The sequence below is a fragment of the Bacteroides mediterraneensis genome, from assembly GCF_025993685.1.
Taxonomy (GTDB): Bacteria; Bacteroidota; Bacteroidia; order Bacteroidales; family Bacteroidaceae; genus Phocaeicola; species Phocaeicola mediterraneensis_A.
Map to the genome: position 1 here is coordinate 193808 of NZ_DAJPEN010000001.1, position 19107 is coordinate 212914.

A 19107-nucleotide genomic window follows, 5' to 3' on the forward strand; every position below is an offset into this window, starting at 1 on the left:
ACAACGATGGTTGTGATGATTTGAGTGGAAAGGCCCTGAATATTTGCTATTCGGGGCTTTTCTTTGTTTAGAAGAATTCCAGTACGAAGGTGGTATTCCATCCGTTGGTTTCTGCTTTCAAGAGGCTGATGCTGCCGTTGGAGAGTTTCATAATCTGTCGGGAGAGGGAAAGACCGATTCCGCTTCCTTCCTTTTTGGTGGTGAAGAAGGGGACAAAAATCTCTTCCGCTTCCTGTTCGGGGATGGCAGGGCCGTCGTTGCTCACGTAGATGAGGATATGCTCTTCTTTGGTGGAGTAGGCGCGGATATGGATTTTCCCTGTACGTTCTCCGATGGCTTGTACGGCATTTTTTATTAGGTTGATGAGCACCTGTCGGATCAGGTTCGGGTCGGCATAGAGCATCAGGTCTTCAGGCTCTATTTGAAGGCTCAGCTGTATGTGGGAAGGGATGAGATGAATGCTTTCTATTTGCAGCAGAAGTTCTTTCAGGTAGAAAGGCTCCGGAGAGGGTTTCTGGAGCGAAGAGAACTTCCGGTAGCTGTCTACAAAGGATATCAATCCGGTGGACGTTTCGTGAATGGCACGGATACCTTCGTAGATGGGACTGTTCCTCACGTCTTTCCGTTGCAGAAAAGTCTCGCTCAAAGAAGAAATCGGCGCGATGGAGTTCATGATTTCGTGTGTCAGTACCCGGGTCAGTTTTACCCATGACTCGAGCTCCTTGGCATCCATCTCATTCCGGATATCGTTTAGGGTCAGAATTTTGACCGTATTTTCTCCCAATTGCATCACGGACGCCCGGACCAGCAGTTGGACTTCCCCTTTGGTCGTGGTATATTGCAGGTTACAGCGTTCGCCGGCAGGCAAGGTACCCAGCAATCCCGGGATGTCTTCCCCGTAGCGTTCCAGTTGCTGAAGGGTACCGAGAGCCGGAATACTGAGCAGCCGTGCTGCAGCCGGATTGCTTTGGATGATTTTGGTTTGTTCGTCGAGTACGATGATGCCGGAACTGATGCCCGAGAGCACTTGTTCATAAAACCGTTCCCGCTGTTCCATCAGCTGTTTCTGCTCGCCCATCATCGCTCCGAATTCATTCAGGGTATTCTGCAGGATACGTTCGCCTCCGATGAAGCCATGTGTAGGCAGACGGAAGGAATAATCGCGGTTGCGGATGGCTTCCAGCATGAGCCAGCTTTTCTCCCGTAATTGTTTCTGACTGGAATAAAAGAGAAAGACGGCGAGGATAACCAGACAGGCTCCGATGACGATGCATTCGTTTTCATCTTCACTCATTCCTAAGGTCAGCAGGACCACGCCTGCTGTGAGGGAGACAATACGTGTCAGTGGGGAAAAGAACCATTTAGATGCCATGGCGTTTCATTTTGTTGTACAGTGTCTGCCGTGTAATGCCCAGTTGTGCCGCTGCCTGTGACAGGTTGCCGTCGCATTGTTCGATGGCTTTCTTGACGAGGTTCTTTTCCATCTCGTCCAAGGTTTGCAGCGGAGTATCTTCTTTCGTTTCTTCCTGTGTGGTTGGGGATTCCGGGGCTGGAACATCAGCCAGTTGCAGGTTGTCTGCTTTCAGCAGGTTACCGTCTGAAAGGATGACTGCCTTTTCGATGGTATGCTGCAGTTCGCGGATATTTCCGTACCAGGGATAGTTCAGCAGGCGCTGTTCTGCATCGGCACTGAAACCGGTCAGCGTACGTTGGTATTGCAGGTTGTACTGTTCCAGGAAACGCTGTGCCAAGGGCAGGATGTCTTCCTTCCGTTCCCGAAGTGACGGAATGTGCAGATGGATGGTATTGATGCGGTACAGCAAGTCTTCGCGGAACTCTCCGTTGTGTACCATCTCATCCAAGTTGCGGTTGGTGGCACAAATCAGTCGGATATTGGTAGGTTGCGGCGTATTGCTTCCCACCTTGATGAAATACCGTTTCTGAAGTACCGTAAGCAGTTTGGCTTGCAGGTGATAAGGAAGGTTGGCTATTTCATCGAGGAACAGTGTACCGCCGTCGGCAGCCTCAAAACGTCCGATGCGGTCGGTATGGGCATCGGTGAACGAGCCTTTGACGTGCCCGAACAGTTCACTTTCAAACAGCGATTCGGTGATGGCCCCCATGTCGACTACTACCATCGGTCCGTTGCGTCGGGGAGACAGGCGATGGATTTCGCGGGCCAGCATGTCTTTTCCGGTTCCGTTTTCTCCTGTAATCAGAATGTTGGCATCGGTGGTGCTGACTTTCTCTACCAGTAACCGCAACGGGCGGATGACGGCTGAATTTCCCCAGTACATGGTCGATTTCTCATCTGGTTGTGCGGCCTGTTTTCCTTTCTTGTCATTTCCATGCCCCTTTGCGTAGGCTTCTTGCAAGGTCTGTACCAGTTTGGCATTGTCCCAAGGCTTTACCACGAAGTCGGTTGCCCCGTCTTTCAATCCGGTGACCGCCAGATTGATGTCGGCATAGGCCGTAAACAGTACCACCTGAATCTGGGGGCGTAGCCGCTTGATTTCACGTAACCAGTAGAGGCCTTCGTTTCCGCTGTTGATGCCGGAAGAGAAGTTCATGTCGAGCAGTACCACGTCCACCGCTTCCCGTTGCAGGAGGGAAGGGATGGTGACCGGAGAATTCAGTGTAATCACCTGTTGGAAATATTCTTCCAGAAGATATTGCAGCGAAGTAAGAATGTTACGGTTGTCGTCTACTACGAGTAAAGTTCCTTGTTTTGCCATCTGTGATTGAGATTTTATGACAAAAATAGGAATTTTCGAGGGGAGGGCATAAAAAATGTCTAAAAAATACGGTCAGTGACAAAAAATTAGACACCGATTGTCAAAAAATTAGACACTTCGATTTTAGGCGAATATTGTATCTTGTTGTGAATGAGTGTGATAACTTTTTGGCACGGTATTTGAATAGGATTTGGCAGATAAACGATTACGATATGAACAAAAAGAATTTATTACACATCACACTTTTCCTTCTTTCCGGTTGGATGGGGCTGGAAGCTACGGCGCAGGAGGTCTGGAATGTAGACCGTTGCATGAGCTATGCAGTGGCGCACAACCGCACTGTCCGTCAGCGGGAACTGGAGGCCGACAATGCCCGGATGGACCGTATGAAAGCCATTGGCAGTTTCTTGCCGGGAGTGAGTGCAAGTACTGGCATACAATATAATTTCGGTCGTTCGGTAGACCCGGAGACCAATACCTATAATACCGTGTCTACTTTCAACAATGCCTATTCGATGGAGGCTTCCATGCCGATTTTCCGTGGCGGAGGACTGGTGAACGAGGTACGACGTTCAAAGGCTGCCTGGTTGATGGGCAAAGCTGCCTGGCAGGAATCCAAAGATAACACCGCATTGGAAACCTTCCAGGCGTATATCGATGCCTTGTATTGCTACGGTACTCTGCGGCTGGCCCGCAAGAAACTGGTGGAAAGTGATTCGTTGTTGTATAAGACTCGCCGTCAGGAAGAGCTGGGATTGAAAGGGCTGGCCGATGTGGCCCAGATGGAAGCCCAGCAGGCCACCGACAGTTACAACCTGACACACCAGCGGAATCTGTACGAAACGGCCTTGCTGACCTTGAAGCAGAAAATGAATTTTCCGGCAAACGATACGTTGCAACTGGATACGGCTGTACTTGACACACAGACACTTCATTATATTCAATTGACTCAGGAGCAGGCGGACGATGTGTTCCGCATCGCCCTGAAGGTCAATCCTACCCTGCGTCAGGCGGAGCTGAATGCGAAGGTGGCCGATATGCGCCGCAAGATTTCCTGGGCTGATGTGGTACCGTCCATCACCTTGTTCGGCGGTATTTCCAGCTCTTATTATAAGGAATTGCATTCCACCTCCTATCCGGATTTCCGTACCCAGTTCAACAACAATTTCGGTTCCTACGTGGGTATCAGTATGAGTATTCCTATCTTTAACCGTCTTTCGGGAGTGACCGGGTTGCGGCAGGCAAGAAACAATTACCGTATTGCCTGCGAGCAGTACGAGTCGCAGAAGGAAGAATTGCAGAAACTGGTGCTTCAGGCCGTACAGGACCGGGAAGGGTATTTGAAAGAGAGTATCCAGATGGAGAAGAAGGTCAACTCCGATTCACTGGCCTATCATGTCACCCGACGGAAATATGAGGAAGGGTTGATGACCTCACTCGATGTGCAGAACAATGCGGCCACTTTGCTCGAAAGCGAGACCAAGCTGTTGCAAAGCAAGCTGACCTACCTGATGAAATGCCGTCTGGTGGACTATTATAAAGGAGAAGAAATAATTCGCGGGCTGGAAGAAACCGCTAAAAAGGATTGATAAAAAACGACGAGATTATGGATATACAGTTAGAAAAGAAAAAAGGAATCCAGAAGAAACACCTTCCTTATATCGCAGGAGGAGTGGTTGTACTTCTGTTGTTGGGTTGGATTATTTTCGGCAATCATGCTTCTACGCTGAAAGTCGACGGCAAGTCGCTGAACATTGCCGATGTGACCTATGGAAAGTTTAATGATTATATCCGGGTGAACGGACAGGTGCAGCCGATTTCCGTAGTACAGCTCAGCCCCGAAGAAGGAGGTATCGTGCAGGAGAAGGTGGTGGAAGAAGGAGCGCACGTGAAGAAAGGCGATGTGATTCTCCGTTTGAGCAACTCCAACCTGGACTTGCAGATTCTGAATGCGGAATCTGAACTGGCAGAGAAACAGAACCTGCTTCGTAACACGCAGGTCACCATGCAGCAGGACAAACTGAACAACGAAACGGAGAAAGTGCAGCTCGACATTGATACCCGCCGCAAGCAGCGTACGTACCAGCAATACCAGCGCTTGTACAAGGAACGGCTCATCAGCCGCGAGGAATATCTTCAGGCCAAGGAAGACTACGAGGTGGCTCAGAAGAAGCACAAACTGATTATGGAACGTCTGGCGCAGGATTCCATTTACCGTAACATTCAGATGGACCAGATGGAAGACAACTTGCAGAACATGCGCAAGAACGTCTTGCTGATTCGCGAGCGGAAAGACAAGCTGGAAGTGCGGGCTACCATCGACGGAGAACTGGGACTGCTGGATGCGGAACTGGGACAGAATATCAATGCCGGACAGATGGTGGGACAGATCAACGACTTGTCGGACTACAAGATTGAGGCCATGATTGACGAACACTACATCGACCGTGTGACCAACGGACTGCCGGCTACTTTTGAACGTCAGGGTTCTTCGTTCAACCTGAAAGTGCGCAAGGTGTATCCCGAGGTGCGCGACGGACGTTTCCGTACCGATTTCATTTTCCAGGGCAAACGTCCGGAGAATATCCGCAGCGGACAGACCTACTATATCGACCTGCAGCTGGGTGAGCCTACCGAAAGCGTGCTGATTCCGAAGGGGACCTTCTTCCAGGTGACCGGAGGCAACTGGATTTTCGTGGTCGACAAGGATGGGAAGAAAGCTTATCGTCGTAAAATCCGTATCGGACGGCAGAACCCCCAGTATTATGAAGTGCTGGAGGGACTGGAAAAAGGCGAACGGGTCATCATTTCCGGATATGAGAGTTACAAAGACAATGAAGTATTGGTGTTAAACTAAAAAGATAAATTATTATGAAAAAGATAGCAAGTATATTCGTGGGTTTGGTAATGGTATTTTTGTGTGCAACCTGTATTAGTGCCAAAGGCAGTTCGGAAGACAAAGTAAGTGAAACCCGTAGTGTGAGTGCTTTCCATTCCATCGAGGTGGAGAGTGTGGCGGGGGTTTATTTCACCCAGTCGGACACTTATTCTCTTCGTGTGGAAGGAGAAAAGAAATGGGTGGACTTGACCAAATGTACGGTGAAAGACGGAGTGTTGTTGATTACGTGGGCAGAAAAAGGGAAAAAGAAGACCACCAAGAACGTGAACAGACTCTCCATCTATATCAGTGCTCCCGATTTGCAGGAAGTTACTTTTGAAGGAGTTGGCTCGTTCAATTGCAAGTCCCGTCTGAACCTGAAGGATGTGAAGTTTGATATACAGGGAGTAGGCAGCCTGAAGGTAGCCGATTTGCATGCCCGAAACGTGAAAGTCTCTCTGGAGGGAGTAGGCAGTGGAGAACTGACAGTGGATTGTGACCGGCTGGATGCCAGTGTGGAAGGTGTCGGCAGTCTCACCCTGAGCGGAAAAGCCCGGTCGGCTCATATTTCCAAAGACGGTATCGGCAGTGTTTCTACCCGTCGGTTGAAAGTCGGTGAATAAAACTTTGCCATCACATAATAAACACGTAACAACTTATGAACACACTTTTCAGAAATTTTTCGCATACCTTCCGGCGTTTCTTTACGGCCAGCGTATTGAATCTGCTGGGATTGAGTATCGCGTTTGCCGCCTGCTTCGTCATCCTGACACAGGTGGACTACGACTATAACTACAACAAAGCCTATCCGGCACACGACCGTATTTATCGGGTGGAAGTGAATGCCGGCGGAGATTACGGTTGGGCAATCTGGCTGGCCCGTCCCTTCTGTGAACTGGTAGGAGCTTCTTCTCCCCATATACAGGCCATTTCAGTGACTTCTTTGTCAAATTATTCCTCTGATTTTGAGGTAGACGAACACATCTACTCAGAACCTAGGTTTATCGGATTTGGGGATTACCTGGAGGTATTCCAGCCTACCATGGTATGCGGCACGACCGCTTCCCTGAATGAACCCGGCCAGGCCCTGATTTCAGCATCCATGGCCCGTCGTTTTTTCGGTACTACGGATGTCATTGGCAAGAGCATTTACATAGACCGTAAATCCCGTAATCAGCCGTTGGTGGTAGGAGGGGTTTATCAGGATATGCCGGAGAATTCCCAGTTGGGTAACTGTGTGTTCTCTTCTTTCCGTTCGGATTTGAACAAAGATTCCTGGACTAACTGGAATTATGCCTTGTATATACGGATTGACAGTCCGGCTTCATTGGCCGATGTGGAGCGGTCGGTCATCGAAAGCTGCAAGCTGAATATTCCAAGAGAACTGATTAGCGGAGAGGGAGAGGAAGACTGGGAGAATTTCATTCATTTTACGCCGCTGGACGAGGTACACTATTCTACAGTGGGTAACAAGGCGGCTACCAGTAAGGCCGCCGTGTACCTGCTGCTGTGTGTATCGGTTTTGATTCTGCTGACGGCGGCAGTCAACTACATGAACTTCTCGCTGGCAGAAACTCCCATGCGGTTACGTTCCATCAATACCCAGAAGGTGTTGGGCGCTTCCACTTGCTCTTTGCGGGTGTATCTGCTGTTGGAATCCGTATGGGTTTGTGTGTGTGGCTTCCTGTTGTCCTTGCTCTGGCTCTATCTGTTGAAAGGCACCTCTTTGAGTACCTTGGTGGCATCCGACCTTTCTCTGATGTCCCATCCGGGTCTGGTGATGGCTTTGGGTGGAATAGCCGTGTGCATGGGCTTGCTGGCCGGAGCCTATCCTTCTTACTACGTCACTTCTTTCCCGCCGGCATTGGTGTTGAAAGGTTCGTTCGGCCTTTCTCCGAAGGGCAAGATGCTGCGTACATTCTTGGTCTGCTTCCAGTTCTTCGTCTCTTTCATGCTGATTATCTCCGTGGGCATCATGTACCTGCAGAGCCGTTATATTCAGCAGAGCGACTATGGCTACGACAAGGAGGTCGTATTGGTGGGAGAGATTCCGGGTGAGTATCTCAATCGCCGGGAAGCGATTGTCAGTGAATTGTCCGGAATTTCGGGCATAGAAGGCATTTCGATTTCCCAGTTCGTGTTAAGTTCAGCCGATAACTACATGTCGTGGGGAAGAGGAGAAGGAGAGCATCACATACAGATGGCTTGTTTCCCGGTAGATTACCGCTACTTGTCGGTGATGGGCATTAAGATTACCGAAGGTCGTAATTTCAAGTCGGGCGACGGGGATGTGTATATCTTCAATGAGGCAGCCCGGAAGAAATATTCTTGGATGAAGGTGGACGAACCCGCTACTCACGGTGATTATTCGGTGGTTGGATTCTGTGAGAACATCCGTTTTAGCAGCTTCCGTAACAATGATGCCGTGGAGCCGATGGCCTTCTTCATTTACGGGAAAGATTATGCGGCCTGGGATGCGAACAGCATCTTGAACATTCGGGTGGCTTCGGGAGTAGACAAGGTGGACATGATTCACCGCTTGACAGAGGCCGCAGAAAAGATAGCTCCGGGGCGTGACTTCAAGTTCCGTTTCATGGATGAGGTGATTGACCAGAACTATCGTCGGGAACTGCGTTTCACCCGTCAGATTCTGTTGTTCTCCTTGATTGCCATTGTGCTCAGCATGATTGGTGTATTTGGTCTGACCTTATTTGAAAGCGAATACCGCCGGAAGGAGATTGGTATCCGGAAAATCATGGGAAGTTCCACTGGCGAAATCCTTTACATGTTCACCAAACGTTATTTCGTCATGCTGGTGGCCTGCTTCGTGCTGGCAGCTCCCTTCGGCTGGTGGATTGGTCACGACTGGTTGGAAAGCTTCTCCGACAAGACGCCCATCCGTGCCTGGGTATTTGTAGCTTCTTTCCTGTTGGTCAGCCTCATTACGGTGCTGACCGTGACATTCCAATGCTGGAAGAATGCCAATGAGAACCCCGTGCGGAGTATCAAGACCGAATGACAACTTCAAACCCTAAAATACGATGAAAGGACTGAAAACCTATTTTACTTATCTCCAGCGCAACAAACTGTTCACGTTGGTCAATGTGGCGGGACTGGGCATCTCCCTGATGTTCGTGCTGCTCATTGCCAACATGGTCGTGCGGCAGGTCACTGTGGGTGACGATATAAAGGATATCAATCACATTTACGTCTTGTCGAACGAGAGCTATTTCGCCGGAAATTACTTGGTGGGCGAACGCTTGGCCAGCCGCTATCCGGAAATGGCCGACTGGTGTGCCGTCAACTCCGAAGCCTACAAGTCGGGGACCTACGCGACGGTCGACGACCGGAAAACCAGTCTGGAGATTTATTGTGTGAAGGAAAATTTCTTCCGTTTCTTTGGCTATCCCTTGTTGTCGGGAAATCCGGACCAGGCGCTGGTCGATGCACACAGCATCGTACTGACTGAATCGGGGGCCCGCAAGCTGTTTGGAGAGGAACCAGCGGAAGGGAAGAGGATTCATTTGTCGAACGATAGAAAAGGCGTGTACACGGTGACGGGTGTCATGAAGGATTTCAACAACTCGCTGATTCCCGATGGGGTGGAAGCCATTTTACCTTTTGAATATGTGGATTTTGTGAACTGGGGAAGCAGCAAAAACAACCCGGACATGAACAATGTGGGAGGAACTGCCATCCTGGTACGTTTTCCGCAGGGAACAGACCCAAACCGGAAGAATGCCGACATGCGCTCTTTCTTTGCTACGTTTTTCTGGCCTTATCAGCACGACGTGTTTCACGAGGCCTTCTGGACCTCGTTGAAAGATGTGCATTTTGCTTCCATTCCCAGTCCGCAGTTCCAGCAATATAACCTGACGCGTGTGTGGATTTTTCTGGCAGCAGGTAGCTTGATTCTGCTGATGGCGGTGTTCAACTATGTCAGCATGTGCGTGGCACAGGTGAGCTATCGGGCCAAGGAGATGGCTACCCGCCGACTGTTGGGTTCTTCGGAGCGCAGCATCTTCTGGCGTTTGATGGGCGAATCGGCCCTGTTTACGGTGGGCGCTTTCCTGCTGGCCTTGGTGCTGGCCAAATTGGTGGAGCCGACCGCAAGCGACGTGTTGCAGACCCGGCTGGACCTCTTTGGCGATATGGGGTGGATGACCGTACTGGTTTACCTGGTGGGGATTGCCCTGCTTTCGCTGGTAGCCGGACTGGTTCCTGCCGTCCTGCTTTCTCACTATCATCCGTTGGATGTGGTGAAAGGTACTTTCCGACGGAAGACCAAAGCCGTGTATCTCCGGATTTTGTATGTGGTGCAGAGCGGACTTACCGTGGCCATGCTGACGTGCGCCCTCTACTTGTCCGTGCAGATTTACCGTATCTTGCATGAACCGATGGGCTATACCTACGGTCATGTGCTCGATTATCCGGCGTTGGTGGCTGGTTCCAGAGAGAAGATTCGTCTTTTCCGCGATGAGGCCCGGAAGAAACCTTTTGTGAAGAAGGTCTGTCTGACACAAGGGGTACCTTTGAACGGAGGCAACAACAACACGATGCAGATGTACGATGCGCACAACCGACAGAAGAGCATCAGTTTTCAGGTATTCCGTACGGATTCCGCCTTCTTGGATATCTTCCATATCCGTTTGCTGGACGACCGGAAACTGTCGCAAGCTAAGATGTATTTCTCTGAAAGTACATTCGATTCCCTGCAACTGGCCTATGACCGTACTCCTGCCTTGCACGATATTGACGCTCGCTCGTACATGGTAGGCGGACGATATGCCGACTTCAAGTTCCGGTCTGTACTCGACCCGCAGTCGCCCACCTTCCTTTTGGTGGAACATCCTGACAGCCTGGGTGCCTGGAATGTGTTGGTCGAGACCATCGACGGCGATTTGCCGGCCTATAAGAAAGAACTCGACGCCTTGTATTCAGAAATCATTGACGGGGCACCTTTTGAGTCGAAGTGGTATGGCGATGAGATGCATGAGAAATACCAGGATTTGTTGCACCTGCGTACCCTCATCGTGGCCTTCACCTGTGCCGCCTTGTTGATATCCCTGCTGGGACTGACGGCCATGAGCATTTATTTCATCAGCCAGCGCAAACGCGACATCGCTATTCGGAAAGTATTCGGTTCCAGTGCAGGCATGGAACGGGCACGATTGCTTCGTTTCTCCCTGTTGTCGTTGCTGGTAGGAGTGGTATGTGCGGTTCCCCTTTCCTGGTTTGGTGTGCAACAGATTGACCACATCCTGCACTATTCGCCGACGACGATGTGGGGTGTGTTTGGAGTTGCCTTCCTACTGGTAGCCCTGATATCCTTGGGTTCCGTGTGTCTCATCAGCTGGAAAGCCGTCCGGGAAAATCCGGTGAACAACATCAAGACCGAATGATATTTCAATGTGTGTAAGTCTATAACCCATCGGGGCTTCCGGTTGCTGCCGGAAGCCCCGATTTATTTTCTTAGAGCCGTGCCCCGACTCTGGCCCAGTTGACCAGTCCCCAGAAGGCTTCAATGTAGCCCGCCCGTCGGTTACGGTAGTCAATGTAATAGGCATGTTCCCATACATCGATGACCAGCAACGGTTTCAGCCCCTTTTTGAGTGGATTCCCAGCATTCGGTTCACTGACGATGGACAAGTGTCCGTCTTTGTCATTTGCCAGCCAGGTCCATCCGGAGCCGAACAGTGTGGTAGCCGCCTGTGTGAACTTTTCCTTGAAGGCTTCTACTGACCCAAAGTCGCGTGTCAGTGCATCGGCCAGCGGTTGAGGCATCTCCGGCTGATGCGGAGTCAGTGTGTCGAAGAAAAACGTGTGGTTCCAGGTCTGGGCTGCGTTGTTGAACATCGGCCCTTCTGCCTCCAGCACGATTTGTTGCAGGCTTTTTTCTTCAAACGGTGTGCCGGCAATCAGTTTGTTGAGATTGTCAATGTACGTTTGCAAATGCTTTCCGTAGTGATACTCCAAAGTTTCTTTACTCATTTTCGGAGCCAGCTCATCCAGTTGGTACGGAAGTGCAGGAAGTGAATGTTTCATATCTTTCTTGATTTAAAGGTGGATAATTTATTTGCTTCTAAATTACAATAAAAAACGGGATTTTACTAGAAAAAGTTCTACTATTATCCCACTTTTTTAGGAGAAATCGTAATTTCGCAAACAGATTAGGTTGATTTCTATTATATTTTTAGGTTAAAATTACTATGTGTGGAATTGTAGGTTATATCGGGAGGCGGAAAGCCTGGCCGATATTGGTGGAAGGCCTGAAGCGTCTGGAGTATCGTGGATACGACAGTGCCGGAGTGGCCTTGATGAGCGATACTCATCAGTTGAATGTGTATAAGTCCGTGGGAAAAGTGGCCGATTTGGAGCGGACGGCTGAGGGGCAGGACGTGTCCGGTTGCGTGGGAATCGCCCATACGCGATGGGCCACTCACGGTGAGCCCTGTACGGTGAATGCCCATCCGCATTGCAGCCAGAACGGTGATTTGGCGTTGGTGCACAACGGGATTATCGAAAACTATTCCGTGCTGAAAGAAAAATTGCAGTCCAAAGGCTGTACTTTCAAGAGCAGTACCGATACTGAAGTGTTGGTGCAGTTGATTGGCTATATCCAGCAGCAGGGTAATCTGGATTTGTTGACTGCCGTGCAGTTGGCTTTGCGTGAAGTTATCGGTGCATACGCCATTGCCGTGGTCGACCGCAAGCATCCCGACGAGATTATTGCTGCCCGCAAGAGCAGTCCCTTGGTGGTCGGAGTGGGAAAGGATGAATTTTTTCTGGCTTCTGATGCTACTCCCATGGTAGCCTATACCGATCAGGTAGTGTATCTTTCTGACGGAGAAATTGCTGTGTTGCGGGCGGATGCACCTTTGAAGGTTGTCGACTTGCACAATGTGGAATGTCCGCACGAGGCGCAAACTGTAGCTCTGAACATCGGACAGTTGGAAAAAGGAGGTTTCCCTCATTTCATGCTGAAAGAGATTTTCGACCAGCCCGACTATATCAGCGATTGCATGCGTGGGCGGATAAACACGGATACTTGCACGGTGACGCTTTCTGCCGTTACGAATCATCGGGAACGCTTGCTTCGGGCCAGCCGTTTTATCATCGTGGCTTGTGGCACTTCCTGGCATGCCGGACTTATCGGCAAACAATTGATTGAAAGCTTCTGCCGTATTCCAGTGGAAGTGGAATACGCTTCCGAATTCCGTTACCGCAATCCGGTCATCCATCCCGATGACGTGGTGATTGCCATCTCTCAGAGCGGGGAGACCGCCGATACGCTGGCGGCTATCGAACTGGCCAAGTCGCAGGGTGCTTTTATTTATGGCATCTGTAACGTGGTAGGTTCCTCCATTGCGCGTGCCACGGATACCGGTTCTTATATTCATGTGGGTCCTGAAATCGGTGTGGCTTCCACCAAAGCCTTTACCGGACAGGTGGTGGTACTCATCTTGTTGGCTCTGGCTTTAGGTCGTGAAAAAGGTACGCTTCCAGAAACTGAATATCATCGGGTAGTGAAGGAGCTGTCGGCTATTCCTGAAAAAATACGGACAGTGCTGAAGCAGAACCCTTTCATTGCTGACTTTTCGAAGATGTTTACGTATGCCCGTAATTTCATTTATCTGGGCCGGGGCTATGCTTTTCCTGTGGCTTTGGAAGGTGCCCTGAAGCTGAAGGAAATTTCCTATATACATGCCGAAGGTTACCCCGCAGCCGAGATGAAGCACGGTCCCATTGCTCTGATTGATGCCGAGATGCCCGTGGTCATTGTAGCTACCCAATCGGCCTTGTATGAAAAAGTATTGAGCAACATTCAGGAAATCAAGGCCCGCAAGGGTAGAGTGGTGGCCGTTGTAACCGAGGGGGATACGGTTATCCGTAATCTGGCCGATTACAGTATAGAGTTGCCTGCTACGCTGGAATGTCTGGATCCGCTCATCACTTCCATTCCCTTGCAGCTGCTGGCCTATCACATTGCCGTGTGTCGTGGAATGGATGTCGACCAGCCTCGAAACCTGGCCAAATCGGTTACGGTGGAATAATTACATCTATTTTCTTGAAAATCTTTATGTTAAAGGAAAAATGCGGTAGAAAATCCTCTGTCCCACACTGTGAAATACAAAAACCACAGTGTGGGATACATATTTCACACTGTGGGATACAAATCCCAAACTGTGGGACAGAGAATTATTTGTGGAGTTTGGAAGAATATATAAAGGGAAAAGGAGGAATAAGTAGGGTCGAATGGTTGAACTTTTACCTGCATTATTTTTATGAAAGATTTCCTCTTTTCATGTAAAGATGTAAATTTGCACATCTTATTTCTTGGAAAAATACATAAGCGAGGAAGAAAATGCAGGAAGATGAATTGATATTGGCTGTAAAATCCGGTTCGGAGCGTGCTTATAAGCAACTTTATGAGCTGTGGGTATCCAGACTATATCGGTTTGTGTTTCAGTACCTCAAATCGGAAGAAGCGACTGACGATGTGGTGCAGGAAACTTTTCTTCGTATCTGGACTAATCGGGAACACCTGAATTCCGATCTGTCTTTCAAATCCTATCTCTTTACCATAGCCTATCATTTTCTGCTGAAAGAATTGAGAAGACAGATTCACAATCCATCGATGGAAGAATATGTGGAATACCGGGACAAACTGGCTTCTTCGGCTAATGAGATTCCTGATGAACTGGACTATGACCGTTTCGTAAAGGCTTTGGAAAAAGCCAAACAGCATCTTTCGCCCCGTCAGCGGGAAATTTTTGAACTTAACAAAGAATACGGTATGTCGGTCGCCGAGATTTCCGGAAAACTCTCCGTCACAGAGCAGGTGGTACGTAACCAGTTGTCAGCTGCCCTGAAGATACTTCGTACGGAATTACGTCAATACTATCCTTTATTGCTCTTGTTTTTGGCGTAAAAAATCATTTTATGCTTTAAAACATGGAATTTGGTATGTTATAAATCTGTCCTTATCGGATATTACCCATAAACCAACGAAAAAAGTTTATGAGTGCACCAATAAACGATAAGGTATCAGGATTGTTACACAAGTTCCGTTCCGGTGACATCACGCCGGCGGAATTTCAGGATTTGCGAACCCGCATGGATGCTATATCCGATGTGGAATTGAAACATTTTCTGGAGGCAGAGTGGGAAGAGTTTGAAGACCATTCTCCTTTGTCGGAAGAAAAAATGAAAACGCTCTATGAAGGATTGCACATTCGTTCGGAAGAAGTGAAACCTCGTTTCACACTGAAACGCTATTGGATGCAGGTTGCCGCTTCGCTGTTGCTGCTCATTGCCGGAAGCTTGACGGTATTGACTTTTATACAGCGGAACGAAATCAAAGCGTTGGCAGAACAGAATGTGGTGATACGTTCAGGCGACTATGGCAAGTCGCTCGTCACCCTTCCCGATGGAACCATCGTGCATCTGAATGCCAAATCTTCTTTGACCTATAGTCAGGATTTTGGGCGGAATGACCGTAAGGTAGCATTGAATGGAGAGGGATTTTTTGAGGTAAAGAAGGATACGGAAAAGAAGTTTACAGTAGGTACAGGTTATATGGACATTACCGTATTGGGTACTAAATTCAATGTGTATGCATACGAGACAAAAGACATTGTGGAGATGTCGCTCGTAGAAGGTAGTGTGGATGTAACCACTTCATGCCCTCCTTATCAGAGCATACGTGTGAAGCCTAATGAAAAAGTGGTGTATGACAAGCGTACGGGAAACTTGCTGCATGAGCGGACAAGTAACAAGATGGAAACAGCTTGGATGAACAAAGAACTGGTGTTCCGGAGTGAACGGTTGGAAGATGTATTCCGTTGTTTGTCCCGAAAGTTTGCGGTCACCTTCTCCGTGGATAATGAGGCTTTGTTGAATGATGTGTATACGGGTACGTTTGACGATGAAAATATAGAAAGCATCATGCGTGTGTTGAAATACCATTATAAGTTCAAGTACACAAATGAAGACGGAGTGATTTCTATTCAAACTCTAAAATAGTTATTAACCTTTAAACCTGAAATGTATGAAGACATGAAACGGAAAACAAAGGCCCCGGATAATCGGCAAATTATCCAGGGCGTGAAAAAGGCTTAGTCCTGAATTAAAACTATGGTGGAACATAGTAAGAAACTAAAACCTTAATTTGTTATGAATTTATGAAAACCGCAAAACAATCAATTGATTTAGAGTACAAAGGTACTAAAAAACGCTTGAATCTGCGCACTGCTTTGATTTCTTTGTGTATGTTTGCATTTGTTGGCACTTCTGCCCAGACGGGTACGGTGACGGTGAAACTGCGAAATGCTTCTGTCAAGGAATTGTTCAGTGCGATTGAAAAACAAACTTCTTATCGTTTTTCTTACCGGGATGCAGAAATCAAAGGAAAAGGAAATGTGACGATTTCTGTTCAAAATACAGAACTGAAGATTTTATTGGTTAAAGAATTGACAAAATTAAATCTGACATATAAAGTTTCTGGTAATGTGATTATGATTTTGCCATTACAATCTACCGATACTCCCATGGATGTGGATAAAACGATTGCTGGTAGCGTAAAAGATGAGAAGGGAGAGCCGATTATTGGGGCTAATGTGACAGTGAAGGGACGACCTTCTATGGGTACAATTACTGATGTAAACGGAAAATTTACATTGAAGGTTCCTCAAAATGCTACGTTGCAGGTCAGTTATATTGGATTTTCTTCGAGAGAAATTAAAGTGGGAAACCAAAATGATGTGAAAGTCGTATTGTCCGAAGATACGGAGATGTTGGAAGAGGTTGTTGTGATAGGTTATGGAAGTATGGACAAAAAGGAGGTGACTTCAGCTATCAGCCATGTGTCTAATAAGGATTTTCTTAGTATTGGGACTGTAGATCCAGCTTTGCAGATTCAGGGTAAAGTTGCTGGGGTACAGATTGATAATACTGCCGTGGGCGATCCAAATAATATGTCAAGTATTCAGGTACGTGGTATCACATCTATTAGTGCTGGAACAGGACCTTTAGTCGTGATTGATGGAGTCATAGGAGGAAATATTTATAGTGTAAATAGTAATGATATTGAATCTATCGATGTGCTGAAAGATGGAGCAGCTTCTGCAATTTATGGAACTCGTGGAAGCAATGGGGTAATTTTGATTACTACAAAGAAAGGAGCAAGAGATGGGTCTATTCATACATCTTATTCGGGATATGTAGGATGGAATTTTATAGAGAACCGTTTGAAATCGATGAGTGCAGCAGAATACCGGAAATTGCGAGTTCCTCAAGGTGGGACTGATTTTGGGGCGGATACTGATTGGATGGACGAAGTGAGTCGTACAGGTTTCTCACAATCTCATACACTTGCCTTATCTGGGGGTAATATGCGCAATAATTATCGTATTTCCTTGGATTTTAGAAAAGCTCATGGAATCGATTTAAGTTCAGACCGTAAGGAATGGGGGACGCGTATGTCATTCAGTCACACGAGTAAAAATGGCTTATTTAATTTCATTGGTAACATAGCTCCTCGTGTGATTAATAAAAATAATGCGGATTGGGGAGTGTTTGATGTAGCTTTGGCAGCTAATCCTACGGCTCCTGTTTACGACCCAGAAGATCCGACAGGACGTACATTTTATAACTTCAATAGTCAGAACCTTTATACAAATAATTATAATCCAGTTGAGAAACAACTACTGGAGAAAAGTTATGATGAGTCAAAATGGCTTTCTTGGGATATTACAGCTAAATTAAATCTTTTGCCTTTATTAAGCGATAATCTGTCAAGTACACATTCACTGACAACCCAGATAACATTGGCTCAGCAGATAAATGATAATACTTATTATTGGTTTATTCCTTCTACAGCTACCACTGAAATTAATAATGGACGAAAAGGGGAAGCAAGTCAGTCGTATTCAAAGGATTGTCAGGAAAGTTTGGAATGGCTTGTAAATTATGGCTTAAAAACTAATGGACATAATTTAAATTTTATGGGAGGGTATTCTTATCAATATTGGATGTCGAATGGATTGAGTGCAGACAATAAAGATTTCTCTTCAGATGTTTTTCTTTATAATAATTTAGGTAATGGTACGTACAATTTGGAGGAAGGTCGGAATGGAATGTCAAGTTACCGTAATGATTCAAAGCTGATTGCTTTTTTTGGTCGTATCACGTATGACTATCTAAGTCGTTATTTGATGACCTTTTCGTTACGTTATGAGGGTTCCTCCAAATTTGGGAATAATAATAAATGGGGTACTTTCCCTGCTGCCTCGTTAGGATGGCGTATGAGTGAAGAAACATTTATGAAAGATATTGCTTGGATAGATGATTTTAAATTGAGAGGTGATATAGGCGTGACAGGGAATCAGAATTTTGGAAGCTATAATTCGTTGGCTACGTATAAAGGTTTTGGTTATGCCAATTATAACGGAGTGTACTATCAGGTTTGGGGACCAGATAAGAATGTAAACCCAGACCTGAAGTGGGAGAAAGGAATAAACTGGAATGTCGGATTGGATTTTACTTTATTTAATAGAAGGTTGTCAGGAACAGTTAATTACTATCATCGAAAACAGCAAGATTTACTTGGTAATTATACGGTACCTGTTCCCCCTTATTTGTTTTCTACCACCTTTGTGAATGTAGGTACAATGCGCAATACGGGGATAGAGATTGAATTGAATATTAATGCTGTTAAAACAAAAGACTTTTCATATTCTATCGGTTTTGTAGGAGCCACAAATAATAATAAGTTTGTACGTTTTTCAAATGATACATATAATGGGAATCCATATTGGGATACTTGTAATATGCCTTCACCTAATAATCCTGGATATTTACAACGTATCAGTGAAGGAGAACGTATTGGTAATTTTCGAACCTATCGTTATGCTGGAGTAGATGATAAAGGTGATTGGTTGGTATGGAGTAAAGAAAATGAAAAAATACCTATCAGTGAGGCTACCGAAAACGACAAGTGTATCACGGGTAATGGACTACCTAAGTTTACAGCTTCATTGACAAATACTTTTAACTACAAAAATTGGGATATGACGCTTTATTTTCGTGGGGCTTTTGGATTCGATATTTTCAATGTGCATGAAATGTATTATGGACTTCAAAGTTCTAGTAAGATAGCTAACGTGTTGCCAGTTGCGTATGGAGACAATAAATTGATTACTACGGGAGTTAATGTGCTGACGGATTATTTTATAGAGAAAGGGGATTATATGAAGCTGGATGTGATGACGGTTGGTTATACATGGAATATAGATAAAAAGTTTTTGCGTAAGGTACGTTTGTATGCAACGGGGAACAATCTGTTTACAATTACAAGGTATAGTGGAGTGGACCCTTCGGTTTTTGCAACAAATGGTTTGACTCCTGGTACTATTGGTGGTAGTAAGAATTATTATCCATCTACGAGACAAATTTTGTTTGGTGTACAAGTTGATTTTTAGTATTTATAAATTG

Annotated in this window: 12 protein-coding genes; 9 read left to right on the plus strand and 3 right to left on the minus strand. The window is 46.9% G+C overall.

Going from position 1 to position 19107, the window contains the following annotated elements; all coding sequences use genetic code 11:
- Positions 1–67: 67 nt before the first annotated feature.
- Entirely contained in the window at positions 68–1372 is a 1305-nt protein-coding gene (locus OIM59_RS00785) for a PAS domain-containing sensor histidine kinase (protein ID WP_299170271.1), read from the minus strand.
- The gene (locus OIM59_RS00790) at positions 1362–2735 is read right to left on the minus strand and encodes a sigma-54 dependent transcriptional regulator (RefSeq protein WP_299170269.1); all 1374 of its coding nucleotides are present in this window, start codon (positions 2733–2735) and stop codon (positions 1362–1364) included. The genes OIM59_RS00785 and OIM59_RS00790 overlap by 11 nt, the downstream gene beginning before the upstream one ends.
- Before the next feature lie 212 nt (positions 2736–2947).
- Between OIM59_RS00790 and OIM59_RS00795 the strand changes: the two genes are divergently transcribed.
- From OIM59_RS00795 to OIM59_RS00815, 5 genes are read left to right on the plus strand one after another with little or no spacing between them, the layout of a single operon-like run.
- A complete protein-coding gene (locus tag OIM59_RS00795) occupies positions 2948–4324 on the plus strand; it encodes a TolC family protein (RefSeq protein ID WP_299170267.1) in 1377 nt (458 codons plus the stop codon).
- 17 nt (positions 4325–4341) lie between these two features.
- Positions 4342–5592, plus strand: coding sequence for an efflux RND transporter periplasmic adaptor subunit (locus OIM59_RS00800; RefSeq protein ID WP_177866932.1), 1251 nt, complete (start codon positions 4342–4344; stop codon positions 5590–5592).
- A 14-nt stretch (positions 5593–5606) separates the two neighbouring features.
- Entirely contained in the window at positions 5607–6236 is a 630-nt protein-coding gene (locus tag OIM59_RS00805) for a GIN domain-containing protein (RefSeq protein WP_299170261.1), read from the plus strand.
- A 35-nt stretch (positions 6237–6271) separates the two neighbouring features.
- Positions 6272–8632: an ABC transporter permease gene (locus OIM59_RS00810; protein ID WP_303894307.1), complete on the plus strand. Its 2361-nt coding sequence runs from the start codon at positions 6272–6274 to the stop codon at positions 8630–8632.
- 22 nt (positions 8633–8654) lie between these two features.
- Complete coding sequence (locus OIM59_RS00815; protein ID WP_299170256.1) at positions 8655–11015, plus strand: FtsX-like permease family protein; 2361 nt, start codon at positions 8655–8657, stop codon at positions 11013–11015.
- 70 nt (positions 11016–11085) lie between these two features.
- On the opposite strand, the gene OIM59_RS00820 is transcribed toward OIM59_RS00815, so the two are convergent.
- Positions 11086–11658 (minus strand): superoxide dismutase, encoded by a 573-nt coding sequence (locus tag OIM59_RS00820; RefSeq protein ID WP_299170254.1) that lies wholly within the window; start codon positions 11656–11658, stop codon positions 11086–11088.
- A 164-nt stretch (positions 11659–11822) separates the two neighbouring features.
- Here OIM59_RS00820 and glmS point away from each other — a divergent pair, with 164 nt between their 5' ends.
- From glmS to OIM59_RS00840, 4 genes are all read left to right on the plus strand, one after another.
- A complete protein-coding gene (gene glmS, locus OIM59_RS00825) occupies positions 11823–13667 on the plus strand; it encodes a glutamine--fructose-6-phosphate transaminase (isomerizing) (protein ID WP_299170252.1) in 1845 nt (614 codons plus the stop codon).
- A gap of 311 nt (positions 13668–13978) precedes the next feature.
- On the plus strand, positions 13979–14545 hold the full coding sequence (locus OIM59_RS00830; RefSeq protein ID WP_299170250.1) for an RNA polymerase sigma factor: 567 nt from the start codon (positions 13979–13981) through the stop codon (positions 14543–14545).
- A gap of 89 nt (positions 14546–14634) precedes the next feature.
- Positions 14635–15639: a FecR family protein gene (locus OIM59_RS00835; RefSeq protein ID WP_299170248.1), complete on the plus strand. Its 1005-nt coding sequence runs from the start codon at positions 14635–14637 to the stop codon at positions 15637–15639.
- 158 nt (positions 15640–15797) lie between these two features.
- A complete protein-coding gene (locus tag OIM59_RS00840; RefSeq protein WP_367278156.1) occupies positions 15798–19094 on the plus strand; it encodes a SusC/RagA family TonB-linked outer membrane protein in 3297 nt (1098 codons plus the stop codon).
- Positions 19095–19107: the final 13 nt, after the last annotated feature.